Origin of the sequence: Streptomyces megasporus, assembly GCF_000718985.1 — a bacterium.
In the GTDB taxonomy this organism is placed as follows: Bacteria; Actinomycetota; Actinomycetes; order Streptomycetales; family Streptomycetaceae; genus Streptomyces; species Streptomyces megasporus.
The window spans coordinates 74579-89445 of record NZ_JODL01000002.1 but is presented as its reverse complement, the minus strand read 5'-3'; the positions used below and the strand labels follow the sequence as shown (position 1 = coordinate 89445).

The 14867-nt window shown below is 73.2% G+C and carries 14 protein-coding genes; 9 read left to right on the top strand and 5 right to left on the bottom strand.

What is annotated here, in order from left to right:
• Positions 1–283 precede the first annotated feature (283 nt).
• Positions 284–1306: a bile acid:sodium symporter family protein gene (locus IF47_RS0102180; protein WP_051716843.1), complete on the bottom strand. Its 1023-nt coding sequence runs from the start codon at positions 1304–1306 to the stop codon at positions 284–286.
• Positions 1307–1619: 313 nt separating this feature from the next.
• On the opposite strand from IF47_RS0102180, the gene IF47_RS0102175 reads away from it, so the two are divergent.
• Positions 1620–2162, top strand: coding sequence for a DinB family protein (locus IF47_RS0102175; RefSeq protein WP_031506217.1), 543 nt, complete (start codon positions 1620–1622; stop codon positions 2160–2162).
• 38 nt (positions 2163–2200) lie between these two features.
• Here the strand turns inward: IF47_RS0102175 and IF47_RS0102170 are convergent, their stop codons facing one another.
• Positions 2201–2659, bottom strand: a complete 459-nt coding sequence (locus IF47_RS0102170) for an ATP-binding protein (RefSeq protein WP_031506216.1) — start codon at positions 2657–2659, stop codon at positions 2201–2203.
• 178 nt (positions 2660–2837) lie between these two features.
• On the opposite strand from IF47_RS0102170, the gene IF47_RS0102165 reads away from it, so the two are divergent.
• From IF47_RS0102165 to IF47_RS0102150, 5 genes are all read left to right on the top strand, one after another.
• Entirely contained in the window at positions 2838–3749 is a 912-nt protein-coding gene (locus tag IF47_RS0102165; protein WP_031506215.1) for a helix-turn-helix domain-containing protein, read from the top strand.
• On the top strand, positions 3706–3840 hold the full coding sequence (locus IF47_RS31360) for a DUF397 domain-containing protein (RefSeq protein WP_078591494.1): 135 nt from the start codon (positions 3706–3708) through the stop codon (positions 3838–3840). The genes IF47_RS0102165 and IF47_RS31360 overlap by 44 nt, the downstream gene beginning before the upstream one ends.
• Before the next feature lie 284 nt (positions 3841–4124).
• Positions 4125–5015 carry a hypothetical protein gene (locus IF47_RS0102160; protein WP_031506214.1) on the top strand — a complete coding sequence of 297 codons (891 nt, stop codon included), beginning with the start codon at positions 4125–4127 and terminating at the stop codon, positions 5013–5015.
• 110 nt (positions 5016–5125) lie between these two features.
• Entirely contained in the window at positions 5126–6676 is a 1551-nt protein-coding gene (locus tag IF47_RS0102155) for an isocitrate lyase/phosphoenolpyruvate mutase family protein (protein ID WP_031506213.1), read from the top strand.
• Positions 6677–6733: 57 nt separating this feature from the next.
• Entirely contained in the window at positions 6734–7666 is a 933-nt protein-coding gene (locus tag IF47_RS0102150; RefSeq protein WP_031506212.1) for a DUF6891 domain-containing protein, read from the top strand.
• A gap of 36 nt (positions 7667–7702) precedes the next feature.
• Here IF47_RS0102150 and IF47_RS0102145 read toward each other — a convergent pair whose 3' ends face one another.
• Positions 7703–8764: a LacI family DNA-binding transcriptional regulator gene (locus tag IF47_RS0102145; RefSeq protein ID WP_051716842.1), complete on the bottom strand. Its 1062-nt coding sequence runs from the start codon at positions 8762–8764 to the stop codon at positions 7703–7705.
• A 244-nt stretch (positions 8765–9008) separates the two neighbouring features.
• On the opposite strand from IF47_RS0102145, the gene IF47_RS30995 reads away from it, so the two are divergent.
• From IF47_RS30995 to IF47_RS0102130, 3 genes are all read left to right on the top strand, one after another.
• Positions 9009–9155 carry a hypothetical protein gene (locus tag IF47_RS30995; RefSeq protein WP_169745193.1) on the top strand — a complete coding sequence of 49 codons (147 nt, stop codon included), beginning with the start codon at positions 9009–9011 and terminating at the stop codon, positions 9153–9155.
• 77 nt (positions 9156–9232) lie between these two features.
• On the top strand, positions 9233–9820 hold the full coding sequence (locus IF47_RS0102135) for a GNAT family N-acetyltransferase (RefSeq protein WP_078591493.1): 588 nt from the start codon (positions 9233–9235) through the stop codon (positions 9818–9820).
• Positions 9821–10185: 365 nt separating this feature from the next.
• The gene (locus tag IF47_RS0102130; RefSeq protein ID WP_078591537.1) at positions 10186–12222 is read left to right on the top strand and encodes a neutral/alkaline ceramidase; all 2037 of its coding nucleotides are present in this window, start codon (positions 10186–10188) and stop codon (positions 12220–12222) included.
• Positions 12223–12268: 46 nt separating this feature from the next.
• Here the strand turns inward: IF47_RS0102130 and IF47_RS0102125 are convergent, their stop codons facing one another.
• Both IF47_RS0102125 and IF47_RS0102120 read right to left on the bottom strand, forming a co-directional pair.
• Positions 12269–12913 (bottom strand): hypothetical protein, encoded by a 645-nt coding sequence (locus IF47_RS0102125; protein ID WP_031506208.1) that lies wholly within the window; start codon positions 12911–12913, stop codon positions 12269–12271.
• A gap of 55 nt (positions 12914–12968) precedes the next feature.
• Entirely contained in the window at positions 12969–14297 is a 1329-nt protein-coding gene (locus IF47_RS0102120; RefSeq protein ID WP_245640960.1) for an MFS transporter, read from the bottom strand.
• Positions 14298–14867: the final 570 nt, after the last annotated feature.

The following is a 14867-nucleotide window of genomic DNA, read 5'->3' as shown; positions in this document are numbered from 1 at the left end:
CATGGATGCTGCCTTGATCGCACTCTCTGTGCGCGTACACGAGTCTGCCGGGAAGAAGATCGCGCACGGAAGGCGGAGAGCCATGACAAAACCTTCGACATCGATGCGGTGGACGCATGGGTGGTGGACGCATGGGTGAAGGCCGCCGGACGGTTCCCGTCCACGTCCGCACCCGCCGAACCGATCCACCGTTCGTCGGGCAACGCCCTCGTCATCCCACGGCGCCGGGAGTCTCTTCCCGCCGTGGCCACGCCGATCGCCGGCACCGGCCTCGGGTTCCCCCTTACGCGGGGGCGTCCCGTGTCCCGCCCTCCGCCGGTGGGTGGGAGCGGCGGGAGAACCAGGCCGCGACCAGGGCGCCCGAGACGTTGTGCCAGACGGAGAAGACCGCGGCGGGCAGGGCCGCCGCGGAGCTGAAGTGCGCCGCCGCCAGCGAGGCGGCGAGGCCGGAGTTCTGCATGCCGACCTCGAAGGTCAGCGCCCGACAGGCGGGGACACCGAGTCCGCCGAGCCGACCCGCCGCGTAGCCGAGGGCCAGGCCGAGTCCGTTGTGGAGGACGACGGCCGCGAACACCGTCCCCGCCGCCGACTTGACCGCGTCGGCGCTGCCCGCCACCACGATCGCGACGATGATCCCGATCGCCGACACCGACAGCCACGGCAGCACGGGCAGGGCGAGGGTGACCAGACGTCCCGCCAGCAGCCGTACGACCAACCCCGCGAGCACGGGCAGGAGCACGGTCTTGAGGATCGAGCCCATCATCGAACCCGTGTCCACCGGCAGGTACTCCCCCGCCAGCACCAGCGTCAACGCGGGCGTGAGAAGCGGCGAGACGACGGTGGACACGCTCGTCAGCGACACCGACAGGGCCACGTCGCCCCGCGCCAGGTACGTCACCACGTTCGACGCCGTGCCGCCGGGCGCACAGCCCACCAGGATCACGCCCGCGGCCAACTCAGGGGAGAGATCGAGCGCCTTGGCCACCAGCCAACCGGTCCCCGGCATGATCACGTACTGGGCGGTCAGGCCCAACGCGACCGCCCAGGGCCGTCGCAGCACGCCCTTGAAGTCCGGCGGGGTCATGGTGAGCCCCATGAAGAACATCACCACGCCCAGCAGGTACGGCACCGAGGGCGCCCATCCGGTGAAGGACGACGGACTCAGCAGCCCGACCGCACCCGCGAGCAGCACGAGCAGCGGGAAGAGGGTGACGGCGCGGAGGGAACCACGGTCCCCGGCGGTGGTGTCGGCGGACGGGGCGGGCGCCGTTCCGGGCTCCCGGTCGTCCCGGTGTTCGGATCGCATCCGCCCGATGGAACCCCCGCGGAAGCCCCTTCCGCAAGGCCCCGCCGCGTGTCCTCCGCCGCTGTCGGCCCTCGACGCGCCGCCGGGTGCTTCGCAAGATCGCCTGGCGGGAAATCCCCTGGGCCGTGTCGGGGCGGCACTGACAGGATGCGTCACATGACACCTTCCCCGCCGCGCCCCTCCCGCCGCGCCGCCGTCGGGGCCGAGGGGTGCGCGGGCCCGTGAGTCGGTGGCGAGCGTCCGGCGCCCTCCGGACGCGGCGGGTCGTCCGACCCTCACCGCCGTACGCCTCCCTTCACCGGAAGGAGAACGCATGACCACGGCCACGATGCCGGACGGACGTCCCGTACCGCCCCCGCGGGCGGACGAGCGCGCCATGCTGGAGAGTTGGCTGGAGTTCCACCGCTCGACCCTGGCGCTGAAGTGCTCGGGTCTGGACGACGAGCAGGCGCGACGGGCCTCGGTGCCGCCGTCGCCGATGACGCTGCTGGGGCTGGTCCGACACATGACGGAGGTGGAACGCGGCTGGTTCCAGCGCGTCTTCGCCGGGCTCGACGTGCCCTGGGTGTACGGGGAGAGCACGGAGACGGCAGGCGGGTTCACGGTCTCCTCCGACCACGGGCTGGAGGACGCGCTGACCGTCTGGCGTGCCGAGGTGGCGCGCTGCCGCGAACTGATCGCCACGGCCTCGCTGGACGACACCGGCCTGCTGCCCGAGTCCGACGCCGGATACTTCGGCGGGAGCCGGGAGGTGTCGTTGCGCTGGATCCTGATCCACATGATCGAGGAGTACGCGCGCCACAACGGTCATGCGGACCTGATCCGGGAGCGCATCGACGGCACCACGGGCGCCTGAGACCACGGCGACGACACACGGGGCGGCCGTACACCGGACTATGTCTCCACCTCCGCCCAGACCGTCTTGCCGATCGGGGCGCGTGGGGCCGCGCCCCAGCGGGTGGCGAGGATGTCCACCAGGAACAGGCCACGGCCCGACTCGTCCTCGCCGGATGACAGGGGCGGGACGGTGGGCGGCAGGACCGGGGAGGCGTCCGAGACCTCCACGCGGATCAGGTGTGCCCCCGCTTCGAGCCGGAGACGGAAGTCGCGTCCGGGTACACGGCCGTGCCGCACGGCGTTGGCGGCGAGTTCGCCGACCAGCAGGGAGACGGTGCACGCCGTGTCCGAGCCGGGGGACCACCCCCATTCCTCCAGACGTTTCAAGGCCAACCGTCGGGCGAGCCGCGCGCCTTTGGGCGACGACGTGAACTGCTGCGTGTAGAGCAGCGGTTCGGGTTCGGCGGTGCTCGCCGGACCGGGCTGTGGTTCCTCGTCCGGTGCGGTGGTCGTCATCAGCACGGCATCGCTTTCCTTCGTCTCTCCGTTCGATCCGCGCCGTATGCGGATCATTACGTTCTGTGCTCAAGGATCGGTCCACGCGCCTACGCTCGGAAGGGACCGCAGCCTTACCTTCCAGGCCGTAAGAAACGGAAGTGACGTCTTGGCCAAGGAAATCGATCCCCGTTCGTCGATGGCGGCGCTGTTCGGCTCACGAGTCCGCAGATTGAGAATCGCCGCCGGGCTCACCCAGGCCGAACTGGGTGAGAAGGCGTATGTGGTCGGCAGCCGGATCACCCAGATCGAGCGGGCCTCCGGCGCCAGACCGACGCTCGAACTGACGCGCGCGCTCGACGACGCGCTCGGCGCGGACGGTTTGTTGGTCGACTTGCTGCCGTACGTCCACCGCGAGGCCTTTCCGGACTGGTCACGGAGGTTCATCGCCCTCTCGGAACGCGCGGTGTCCATCGGGCAGTACGCGGCGCACGTGGTGCCCGGTCTGTTGCAGACCGAGGAGTACGCACGGGCCGTGCTGAGCCTCGACGTGATGCTCAGTGGTGAGGAGCAGTTGGAGGAGCGAGTCGCCGCGCGGCTGGGACGACAGGACCGTCTCCGCTCACCCGACCGTCCCGAACTCTGGGTCGTCCTGGACGAGGCGGTGCTGCGACGACCGGTTGGCGGACGGAACGTCATGCGAGGTCAGTTGACCCGACTGCTGGAAGCAGCCGCCGAACCCCACATCACCGTGCAGGTACTGCCGTTCGACCAGGGCGGGCACGGCGCGATGGGCGGCTCCCTGACGGTGCTGACCCTGCCGGACGGCACCGAAGCCGCCTACACCGAAGGTGCTGATTACGGCCAACTCATCGAGGAACCGGCCGAGGTCAAACGCTACGCGGAGATTTACGATCGGTTGCGGGCGGCAGCCCTGCCCCCGCTCATGTCGCTCGACATGATCCGATCCGTGTTGGAGGGCAACCGTGGAGCGAGTGTCCCGTCCCGATCCGAGCGGCGCCGCCTGGCGCAGGAGCAGCTACAGCAACCAGGCGGGTGGCGACTGCGTGGAGGTGGCCGACGGCTTCCCCGGCGTCGTCCCCGTCCGTGACAGCAAGGCCCCCGGCGGCCCGGTGTTGGCTTTCCCGGCGGCGTCCTGGGCTTCTTTCGTCGGTGGGTTGAAAAGCCGTCACCGTCCCTGATCCGCCCGTCTCCCGGTCGGTCGGGAACCGGTCGTCATGGGCTTCCGTGGTTCACCGGATCCTTGTTCACGAGGACCCGGTGAACCACGAACTCCCCCAAAGAACCTGGAGAAAGAACTCCCCACCCACCCACCCTTCCCTCGCTTCACCCGGACGGGTGATGGGCTTGCAGGTTTGGAATTCGGGCGGTTACGTTCACCACGACCACAAAAAGATGCGGCCCCCGGCCGGGACAGCCATCCCGCTCCGAGGGCCTCACCGATCAGGAAGAGCACAACTTCCCGATGGCTGACCCGCAGTTTAGCGCGCCCTCGCGCGCCGACACCGGGGTACCCACCTCCGGTGTGCCCCACGTCCGTACCCGTCTCACCGCCGACTTCACCGTCCTCGCCAACGCCCTTGTCCAGCGGCGAGGAAGCGCGGTCACCATCGGTGTCGCGGCCTACATCGCCTCCCTGCCGGACGGCACTCCCGTGAGCATCGCCGCCCTGTGCGAGCACTTCACCGAGGGGGAGGTCCTGATCTCCCGAGCGCTGAGGGAGCTGGAGGCGGCCGGCTACCTGGAGCGTCGGCGGGTGCAGGGGGCCGGCGGCCGGGTCCGCACGCGCACCTACTTCTACGATGTCCCACCCAGGGTCCCGCGCGGGGTCCCACGCGGGGAAGACACCCCGGCCCCCACGGCTCTGCCCCGCCCCCGGCGGCCACGGGCGGAGGCGTCTTCGGCACCCGAGCCGCTGCCCGCCACACCATCCGCCCCGTCCCCACCCTCATCTCCGTCCCCGTCTCCGTCCTCGCTCTCCGAGGCGGATCCACGGGCGGTCGCGCTCCTCGCCTCGCTCCGCACGGTCGATCCCCGGCTGCTCCTGTCCGGTGCGGAGGTGGCCCGACTCGCTCCGGCCGTCGCCCGGTGGCTCGCGGCGGGCGTCGAGCCGGCCCTGATCACCGAGACGCTCACCAGCAGACTCCCCGACCGTCTGTGGACCCGCCCGTCCGGCATCCTCGCCTTCCGCCTCGCCGAACCACCCCTCCCCGTCCCCGCCCCGCCACCGCCGCCCGCCAAGCCGGCCGTCCTGCCCTTCCAGACCTGCGACGGCTGCGAACGCGCCTTCCGCGCCGCCACCCCCGGCCTCTGCCGCGACTGCCGAACCGAAGGAGCCCTGCATGCCGCTTGCTGAGGCCGTCCTCGTCGAGGGTGCCCGCGCGGTCTTGAAGGCCAGGAAGGCCACATGATGGCGCGGGAACGGTTCGGGCGGCACCGAACCGTTCCGGCCCTAGCTTCGGGCCCATGACACACACCACGCACGAGTTCGACCGCTCTGCGGACGTGCGGGCGGCGCTCGCCGACCCGGCGCTCGTCCCGGAGCTGCCGGCCGGGGACGACGGCCCGGCCGGGGCGAGCGTCGCCTGGCTGCGCGCCACCGTGGCCCGGTTCAGCTCCGGGGAGCCGCACCGGCGGCGCCGGGCCCTGGTCGAAGCCGAACTCGCTCGGCTTGAGCCCGCCTCGCTACGGCGGGCGGCAGCCGCGGAGCCGGAGGGAGAGCCCCGGGCGCGGGTGGTGCGTACCCTCGCCGAAGCCCTGGGGATGCCGGAGCCCACAGCGGTGGCGGAGGCGGTGATCGTGGTGGCCGGAGCCTACTTCGGGGGTGGTGACGCGGCGGCGGACGAGGCGGTGGCCCGGCTGGTGGAGCGACTGGTGCCGGGGCCGAAGAGCGAAGCCGCTCTGGAGGCCGCCGCCAACCGCATCGGGTTGCTGGTCCAGGCGTGCGAGGCGACGGCCGCGCTGGTCGAGGCCACGGCCGACAGCGGCGACGTGCCACCGGCTCGGGTGCTCCGGGATTCTCCCCCGATACGGGTCATGCGTCGCGTCGCCGCCAGGGCCACCCGGGTCGCGGGCCGGGAGATCGCCGAGGGCGACGTGGTCCTCCTCGATCTCGCGACCGCCAACCGCGCGCACCCGGTGCCCCTCGCGTTCGGCGCCCCACCCCGCGTCTGCCCCGGCCGCACCCATGCCCTCGCTCTGGCCGACGGCCTGCGCGGGCGTCCGCTCACCCCCTTCGCCCGCCTCCACCACCAGGCCACCCCCCTGCTGCTGCCCAACGCCTGGGACCACGCCTCCGCCGCCGCTCTGGCAGCTCAGGGCTTCGCCGCCGTCGGCACCACCAGCCTGGGCGTGGCCGCGGCCGCCGGCCTGCCGGACGGGGCCGCCGCCACCGTCGACGCGACCGTGGCGCTGGCCCGCCGACTCGGACGGGGTTCCTTCCTGTTCACCGTCGACGCCGAAGGCGGCTTCAGCGACGACGTGGCGGACGTGGCCGAGCTGGCCCGGAAGCTGTACGAGGCGGGCGCGGCGGGGATCAACCTCGAAGACGGCCGCCCCGACGGAACGCTCGCCCCCGTGGGGCTGCACGCCGAGAAGATCGCCGCCGTCAAGGCCGCCGTTCCCGCGCTGTTCGTGAACGCGCGTACCGACACCCACTGGTCGGGCCGCCGGAAGGAGGAGACCGCGACGCGCCTCGCCCTCTACGAACAGGCCGGTGCGGACGGGGTGTTCGTGCCGGGGCTGTCGGACCCGGACGAGATCGCCGCGCTGACGGCGTCCCTCGTGGTGCCGCTGAACATCCTGTACACGCCGGCCGGTCCCTCCCTCTCCGAGTTGGCCGCGTTGGGCGTGCGCAGGATCAGCCTCGGTTCGCTGCTGTACCGCAGGGCCCTGGCGGTGGCCGTGGCCACCGCGACGGCCGTCCGGGACGGGCGGTCGGCGGACCAGGAGGCTCTGTCCTACGCCGAGGTACAGCGACTGGGGACGCCCACCGGGACGCCTCGAAGCCCCAGGTGACGTCGCACGGGCCGCCACCACACCGCATTGTCGGTGGCCTGTGCCAGGGTGGGCGGCATGCTTGAGATCACGGTACGGACGGAGCGCGGGGAGCGGCACGTCCGGCCCACCGCCGAGGAGTTCGCCGGGCTGGTTCGCCGGATCGGTGGCCGGGGCGACAACTACTTGGTGGTGCAGCGGATTCCCGACCTGCCCGAGGTTTTCGCCCAGGTGCGGCACAAGGAGGAGGAAGGGTACGAGCTGGAGCACCGCGACGGTGGGCCGGATCGACATTTCCGGGTGGAACTCGACGCCCCGGAGCGGGTGGTCGCGGCCATGACCGGCTGGGCACGTCGGGAGGGTGGCTGGGATTCCGGCTTGGAGTGGGCTCCGCTGGATCTGGGGCCGGCGCCGGATGTGCCTCCTCTCGAACTCGCCGACGAGGAGCACGAGGGACTCGAAGGTCTCCTCCGCGAGATGCTCGTCGCCGGCTACGCCACCCGGGCGGAACTGACCGAGTTCGCACAGGAGTACGCGCGGGAATACCTGACCCGCGAGGACGCCCCTCCGCCGATCTCCCCGGAACAGGCGCGAGTGTTGGTCGACCGGATGTGGCTGGAGCGCGTCGAGGAACAGGCCGGTTGGGAGGGCGAGACGGACCCGGAACGGGTCACCCGGGCCTTCGAGGCGCTGGAGGGGGCGGGCATCACGGCGCGGGAGGACTTCACCTGCTGCCCCACCTGCGGGCATGCGGAGATCGGCGGGGAAGCATCGCCGGGCTCCCGCGGTTTCGTCTACTTCCACTCCCAGAACACGGACTCGGCCGCGGCCGGGTACGGGCTGAGCCTCCAGTACGGCGGTTTCGACGGCTCACCGGAGACGACGGCGGCGATCGGACGGGAGGTCGTGGCGGCCCTCGTGGCGGCCGGACTGTCGGTGAAGTGGAACGGCATCCCCGATCACGCCATCGAGGTCACACCGCTGGACTGGCGCAAACGGCTCGTCGGTTAGGGGCCGCCCGGCCCGACGGTCGCGGACCGGACGTCATCACCGGCGCGGCTTCCGGCCGAGCGCCTTGGAGAAGACCGCCGTGTCGTCGGGGGTGGGGGCGGCGGTGCTGTCGCGGACGGTGAGGGTGGCGTCGGGTATCCGGCGGTGTTCGACGGTCCGTCCGCTCGCCACGTCGCGCAGGTGACGGGCCGCCAGCGCCCCGTAGGCGGCGATGTCGCGGCGGAGGGCGGTCAGACCGGGGTGGACCAGTTCGCACAGAGGAGAGTCGTCCCACGCCACCAGGGAGAGTTCGTCGGGGACACGGACGCCCAGGCTCTGGGCGGCGCTCAGTCCGGAGACGGCCATCACGTCGTTGTCGTACAGGATCGCGGTGGGGCGTTCGTCGCCCTCCAGCAGGGCTCGGGTGGCCGCGAATCCCTGTTCGCCGCTGTAGTCGGCCTCGACGTTCCGCCCGGTGACGCCCCGTTCGGCGGTCGCGGCGGTGAACGCCTCGGCGCGGGTGACGGAGTGTCGCAGGTCGGCGGGGCCGGTGACGTGCGCGATCGAGCGGTGGCCCAGGTCGGCCAGGTGGGTCACGGCGGTGCGCACCCCCGCCGCGTCGTCGCTCCACACCGTGGGCAGGCTTCCGGCGGCGCCGGGCGAGCCGATCACCACGGCGGGCAGGCGCAGTTCCTCCAGTGCGCGCACCCTGGGGTCGTCGACGCGCATGTCGACGAGGAAGACGCCGTCGACCTTGCGCTGCGCCCACCAGGTCCGGTAGGCGGCCGTCTCCGCCTCGACGCCGGCGGCGACGGTGAACAGCAGGGAGGTGCCGTCCTCGGACAGCTCGCTCTGGATGCCGGAGAGGAGTTGCATGAAGAACGGTTCGATGCCCAGGGAGCGGGCCGGGCGGTCCACGACCAGGCCGAACGCGCCGGCCTTGCCGTCCGACAGGGCCCTGGCCGCGCTGTTGGGCTGCCAGCCCAGTTCGTCCGCGATGGCCAGCACCCTGGCGCGGGTCGTCTCCGACACCCCCGGTCGGCCGTTGAGCGCGAAGGACACCGCGCTCTTGGTCACCCCCGCACGACGGGCGATGTCCACCATCGTGGGACGTTTCACCGCTCCTCCCTCCCGTCCGCGCCGTTGCGAACCGCGCCTCATCCTAGAGCGGGCGGGTACGCCCCGGAACAGTGGCCAAGGGGATGAACGGGCGCCCCCGTCCGGCGCCGGAACCGGTTCCGGGCCGCCTCCCCCGGACGGTCGACGAGCTGACATCAGCCGCACCCTCGGGGGTAGGAGGCAGACAGCACCATCACCGTTCGTGTGTCCGCCCGCCGGGCACGCACGACCACTTGGAGGAACCGTGCCGGGCATCCTGAGCAAGATCGCCGCGTTCGCCCGCACCCCGCAGGGGCGCCGACTGACCGCGCAGGCCAAGCGGGTCGCCTCCGACCCGCGCAAGCGCGCCGAGGCCAAGCGTGCGCTGAGCAGGTTCCGCGGGCGCCGCTGAGGCGGCCCTCCGTCGTTCCCCGTCCGTCGCCTTCGAAACGGTGACGGACGGGGGTTCGTGCTGCCAGGATGGCGCGCATGACCGAGGTCCGCACCACCAGCACCAGTGAGAACACCGGAAACGCCGGAAACACGCGAACCGTCCAGACCCTCCACACGGCCGATCTGGACACCGCCACCCGCGAGGCGGTCCGGAAACTGCTCGACGAGGCCTTCGAGGGAGACTTCGGCGACCAGGACTGGGAGCACTGCCTGGGGGGCGTGCACGCCCTGGTGTGGGAGGAGTCCGAGCTGGTCGGGCACGGCTCGCTGGTCCAGCGGCGGCTGCTGCACGGCGGACGAGCGCTGCGGGCGGGCTACCTCGAAGGCGTCGGGGTCCGCTCCGACCGGCGTGGGCTCGGGCACGGCAAGGCCGTGCTGGAGGCGCTGGAGCGGGTGATCCGCGGCGCGTACGAGGTGGGGGCGCTGAGTTCCGCCGAGGACGCGCTGGACTTCTACGCCTCGCGCGGCTGGCAGCGCTGGCAGGGCCCGACCGCGGTGCTCACGCCCACGGGCGTGGTCCGCACCGAGGGGGACGACGGCGGTGTCTTCGTCCTGCCGGTGACGGCACGCCTGGACCCGACCCGCGTGCTGGTCTGCGACTGGCGCGACGGCGACGTGTGGTGACCGCCTCGTAGCGCCCCTCCCCCTTCTCACCTCCTCCTTCTTCCGCGTTCCCCCTTCCGCGTCGTCGCCGAGCCGGACGTCCGGAACCGGCCTCGGCCGCCCGCTCGGGGTGGTCGGGGCCGGTTCACGTCGCCTCCACCGACGGATTGCCCGCGCACTCCGTGGCTGTCATGCTCACATCGTCCACCGGTAAACCGGCGGTAACCCCCCAGGCGGCACGAGAAGCACCGTGAGGAGCGCAGGTGAGCGATCCCCGAGCCCAGCGGCAGACGTCGTCCGACCGATCCCCCGACGAAGCGACCCGGCCGCCGGGCAGCAGCCGCCGCGGTGTGCTGCGCGCCGGGGCCGTCACGGCCGGCCTCGGCATGGCCGGCCTGCCGCTCTCCCCGGCGTCCGCCGCCGGGCGGACGCCCACGCGGACGCCCACGCGGACGCCCGCCGACGCGCGGGGAGCGGGCTCGTACCTGGTGGGCCGCGGCATCGCGGACGCCACCGGCGAGGTGGCCGAGGTCGGCCTGATGGGCTACGGACGGACCGACCAGCAGGCCGAGGGCCTCCACACCCGGCTGCGGGCTCGCGCCTTCGTCGTCGCCGAACGGACCCCGAACGGCGCCGCGGGCGAGCGGGTGGCCCTGGTCGTGGTCGACTCCCCCATGATCTTCTCCAGCGTGCACCAGGCGGTGCTGCGCGCCCTCGCCGAACGGTACGGCGACCTCTACACCGCCCGGAACACCATGATCACCGCCACCCACACCCACGCCGGGCCGGGCGGCCACTCCCACCACCTGCTGTACAACCTCACCACGCTCGGCTTCCACGCCAAGACCTTCGACGCCGTCGTCCGCGGCATCGTCGAGGCGGTCGGGCGGGCCCACGCCGACCTGGCCCCGTCCGACCTGACCCTCTCCCGCGGCGAGCTGCGCGACGCGAGCGTCAACCGCTCCCGCGCGGCCTTCGACCGCAACCCCGCCGACATCACGGCGCACTTCCCCGACGCCATCGACCCGCTGACCACACTGCTGCGCGTCGAGCGGCACGGGAGGCTGGTGGGGGCGGTCAACTGGTTCGCCACGCACTGCACCAGCATGTCCGGCGACAACCGCCTCGTCAGCGCCGACAACAAGGGCTACGCGGCCTACCACTGGGAGCGCGAGGTGTCCGGCGCGGACTACCTGGCCGACACCGCCCCCGAGGTGATCTGCGCCTTCGCGCAGACCAACGCCGGCGACATGTCACCCAACCTCGACCTGAGACCGCCCACCACACCGGAGGACTTCGAACGCACCCGCCGGCTCGGCCTGCGCCAGTACGAGGCCGCCGCCCGCCAATTGGAGCGCCCCGGCACCCCCTTGACCGGAGGCGTGGACTCCCGGTTGGTGTACGTGGACCTCTCCGACGTCACCGTGGAACCGGAGTTCACCGGCGACGGGCGCACCCACCGGACCGCCAAGCCCGCGGTCGGCGCGGCCATGGCGGCGGGCAGCCTGGAGGACGGTCCGGCGTTCCCGGGCTTCACCGAGGGCGAGAACCCGCTGTGGGACGCGATCTCCCACTCGGTGATCTACACCGTCTCGCCCGAACTCCGCGACGCCCACGCCCCCAAGGCGATCGCGGTGCCCATCGGGGAGATGAACCGGATCCTCCCCTGGGTGCAGGAGATCGTCCCCGTCCAACTGGTGCGGATCGGCCGGCTGTACCTGATCGGCGTGCCGGGCGAGGTCACCATCGCGGCGGGGCTGCGCCTGCGCCGCACCGTCGCGGGCATCACGGGCTCCGACCTGGACGACGTCCTGGTGGCGGGCTACGCCAACTCCTACTTCCACTACGTCACCACGCCCGAGGAGTACGACGCCCAGCACTACGAAGGCGGCAGCACCCTCTTCGGCCGCTGGCAGCTCCCCGCCCTCCAGCAGACGGCGGCGCGGCTGGCGCGGGCCATGCGCGACGGACGGGACCTGCCGGCCGGGACGCCGCCGCCCGACCTCTCCGGACGGGCCCTCGCCCTCCAGCCCCCGATCGTGCTGGACGCGCCGCAGCTCGGACGCTCCTTCGGCGACGTCCTGACCCAGCCGCGGGAGAGCTGCCGGGCGGGCGAACGGGTGACCGCCGTGTTCGCCGGCGCCCACCCGGGCAACGACCTCCACCGGGGCAGCACCTACCTGCGGGTGGAGCGGACCGAGGGCGGCGCCTGGCGCACGGTCGCCGACGACGGGGACTGGTCGACCACCTTCCGGTGGCAGCGCGACGGGATCGCCGCCTCCAAGGTGACCGTCACCTGGGACGTCCCCGCCGACGTCGAGCCCGGCATCTACCGCATCCGCTACCACGGCGACGCCAAGCCCCTGGTGGGCGCCGTCCGCTCCTTCACCGGCACCACGCGCGCCTTCACCGTCCTGGGCTGATCCCCTTCCCCGGCCCGCGGGCGTCTCCCCGGCCCGTGGGCGTCGATCAGTCGGACGACGGGACGGGTTCGGTCTCCGGGCCGCGGGAGGCGTCGAGGCACGCCAGGAACTCGTCGCGGTGCAGATCCGCGATCGGCGCCATCAGGTCGGGGTGCCGCAGCAGGGGCGCGGCCTGCCGGTCGAGGTCGTCGGGCCGGGTGAGCCTGCGGAAGTCGACGTGCATGCCCCGCGCGTGCTCGCCGCGCGCCACCTCGGCCACCGCGGCGTCCGCCAGTTCGGGGGAGGTCAGCAGGCAGGCCGCCCAGCTCGCCAGGACCTCGTCCACCCAGGTGCGCCAGGCGCCGTCCGAGTCGCCGGGCTCGCGGGGCGCGGGGACCCAGGGGAGAGCGGCCGATTCGGCGGCCTCCGGGGAGCCCGGGCCTTCCGGGGCCCCCGGGTCTTCCGGCCCCTCGGAGGACTCCGGGGGTTCCGAACCGGTGATCCGGTCCAGCCGTCGGGCGCCGCCCGGCCCGGCCACCGCGACCAGGGCGGCGTCCAGCGACGTCGGGTAGCGCAGCCACGCGGCCACCGTGACCGCCTGCCGGGCCTGCGCCTCGGCCAGGGACGCGCTGAACACGCCACCGGCGGTCGGGTAGGCCCTGACCAGCCACCGAGTGGTGGCGGCTATGACGGAGGAGAGATCTACAGACACCTTGGCCCCGCAATCGGACGAGCGGATTCCGGTTCGATGGTAGTACCGCGTGCGTTCAAGCGACCGGGACTGGTTCCGGCAGCGGCTCCGCCCCGGCCGTGGCTCCGGTCGCGCGCCGGGCGGGCGACGGCACCGGCGACGGCTCCGGCGACGACGGGCGCGCCACCGGAATCGCCCTCGGAAGCAGCCCGCGGCGGCCGTGGTACAGCGCTCCCGCGCCGATCGCGCCGACGACGATCAGACCGCCCGCGACCAGGGCCCCGCGCGCTCCGGCCACCTCCATGAGCAGGCCCAGCAGCGGAGGTCCGGCGAGCCCCCAGCCGGTGCTCGCGCTGCGCCACACCCCCAGCACCCGGCCGCGCAGGTGGGCGGGCGGGTCGGTCTGCAGCACGGTGGTGCCGGCGGTGTCGGACACCGACTCCACCACCGCCATCGGGGCCACCAGCAGGATCAGCACGACCAGGGACGGCGAGAGCCCGGCGGCGACCTGGAGCAGCGCCCCGCAGGCGGCCATGACGGCCACCAGGCGAACGGACGGCCTGCGCAGACGCCCGGCGAGCACGGCGCCGATCGTGCCGCCGACGGCCAGGACGGTGGCGACCGTCCCGAAGTCCCCCGCGCCACCGGCCAGCGGGCCCGTGACCAGGACCGCCAGGGTCAGCCCGTAGTTCCGTCCGAAGACCGCGCTCACGCCGGTGATCCCGGCCAGGGCCACCAGGCGGGGCCTGCGCAGGAAGAAGGCCAGGCCCTCGCGCGCGCCGCCGCGCCCCGCCGCCCGCTTCCTCCCGCCGCGCCCCCGCGCCGCGGCGGCGGCCGGCTCCCCGGCCCGCGGGGGCCGGGGGACCGGTTTCAGGAAGGGGATGACGGAGGCCACCACGAGGAACGACAGCCCGTTGGCGACGTAGGCGGCGGCGGTGCCGAACCAGGCCACCGCCGAGCCGGCGAGCGCGGCTCCGGCCAGCCGGCCGACGCTGTGCACCACCGAGCCCAGGGCGATGGCCGAGGGCACGTCCCGGGGTTCCACCAGGTCGTTGCCCAGCAGCGCGCACGCCGGACCGTCGACGGTGGCGATCAGGCCGGTGACCGCGGCCAGCGCCATCAGCACGCCCGTGTTCAGCAGGTCGGACGCCACCAGGGCGGCCGTGACGAAGGCCACGGTCCCCAGCACGGCCTGGCTCACCGTCGCGGTGACCTTCCGCGGCCAGGAGTCGACCACGGCGCCGCCCGCCACGCCGAGCAGCAGACCGGGAGCGGCCTGCACGGCCACCGACAGACCGGTCATCGCCGCGGAGCCCGTGACCTGGAGCACCAGCAGGTTCTGCACCGTGAGCTGCATCCAGGTGCCGGCGTTGGAGACGAGGTTGGCCGCCGACCACCACCGCATGCTCGGAACGCGCAGGGCGCGCCACGGCGTGCGGTCCTCCCCGCCTCCGGCCCTCCTCCGTCGGCGCCGGAGCGCGACGGCTTGGCGGGGGCGGCGGAGGGCGCGGGAAGCGGAGGGCGTGGGAGGGGGCTCGGAGGACCCGGGGGATCCGGAGGCGCGCGATGAGGAAGAAGACATGAGAGAGGGGGTGTCGATGGCCCGAGGGGCACGTGAACGGTCGGACGCCCGCGAGGCGAGCCGACGCCCGGGCGGCTCCGCGACGGTGCGGGCCCGGCGGTGCACCATCCTCACAGAGGATTTCCGCGGCCAAACGTCCCCGGCGGCGTGACGCTCCCCACCCGCCGTCAACCACCGTGCCGGACAGGCGATCCCACCGGCGGGTGGCGTTTCTCACAGCGCCGCGCGGCGGCCCGAACCGCCACGGTCCGTCAACACTCCGTCGCGGCACGCCCCGACGGGTGTGACGCCCGCCACCGGCCGGCGCGGCACGCCGGCCCGGACCGTCCAAGACCGGCCGTTTCCCCGGGAGTCGTCGAACGCCGTGCGGAGGACGGCATACCGAACACCGCG

Excerpts from the sequence above, each read along its gene's own strand:
- IF47_RS0102180 (WP_051716843.1), bottom strand. The coding sequence starts at position 1,306 with ATGCGATCCGAACACCGGGACGACCGGGAGCCCGGAACGGCGCCCGCC.
- IF47_RS0102175 (WP_031506217.1), top strand. The coding sequence starts at position 1,620 with ATGACCACGGCCACGATGCCGGACGGACGTCCCGTACCGCCCCCGCGG.
- IF47_RS0102170 (WP_031506216.1), bottom strand. The coding sequence starts at position 2,659 with ATGACGACCACCGCACCGGACGAGGAACCACAGCCCGGTCCGGCGAGC.
- IF47_RS0102165 (WP_031506215.1), top strand. The coding sequence starts at position 2,838 with ATGGCGGCGCTGTTCGGCTCACGAGTCCGCAGATTGAGAATCGCCGCC.
- IF47_RS0102160 (WP_031506214.1), top strand. The coding sequence starts at position 4,125 with ATGGCTGACCCGCAGTTTAGCGCGCCCTCGCGCGCCGACACCGGGGTA.
- IF47_RS0102155 (WP_031506213.1), top strand. The coding sequence starts at position 5,126 with ATGACACACACCACGCACGAGTTCGACCGCTCTGCGGACGTGCGGGCG.
- IF47_RS0102150 (WP_031506212.1), top strand. The coding sequence starts at position 6,734 with ATGCTTGAGATCACGGTACGGACGGAGCGCGGGGAGCGGCACGTCCGG.
- IF47_RS0102135 (WP_078591493.1), top strand. The coding sequence starts at position 9,233 with ATGACCGAGGTCCGCACCACCAGCACCAGTGAGAACACCGGAAACGCC.
- IF47_RS0102130 (WP_078591537.1), top strand. The coding sequence starts at position 10,186 with ATGGCCGGCCTGCCGCTCTCCCCGGCGTCCGCCGCCGGGCGGACGCCC.
- IF47_RS0102120 (WP_245640960.1), bottom strand. The coding sequence starts at position 14,297 with ATGCGGTGGTGGTCGGCGGCCAACCTCGTCTCCAACGCCGGCACCTGG.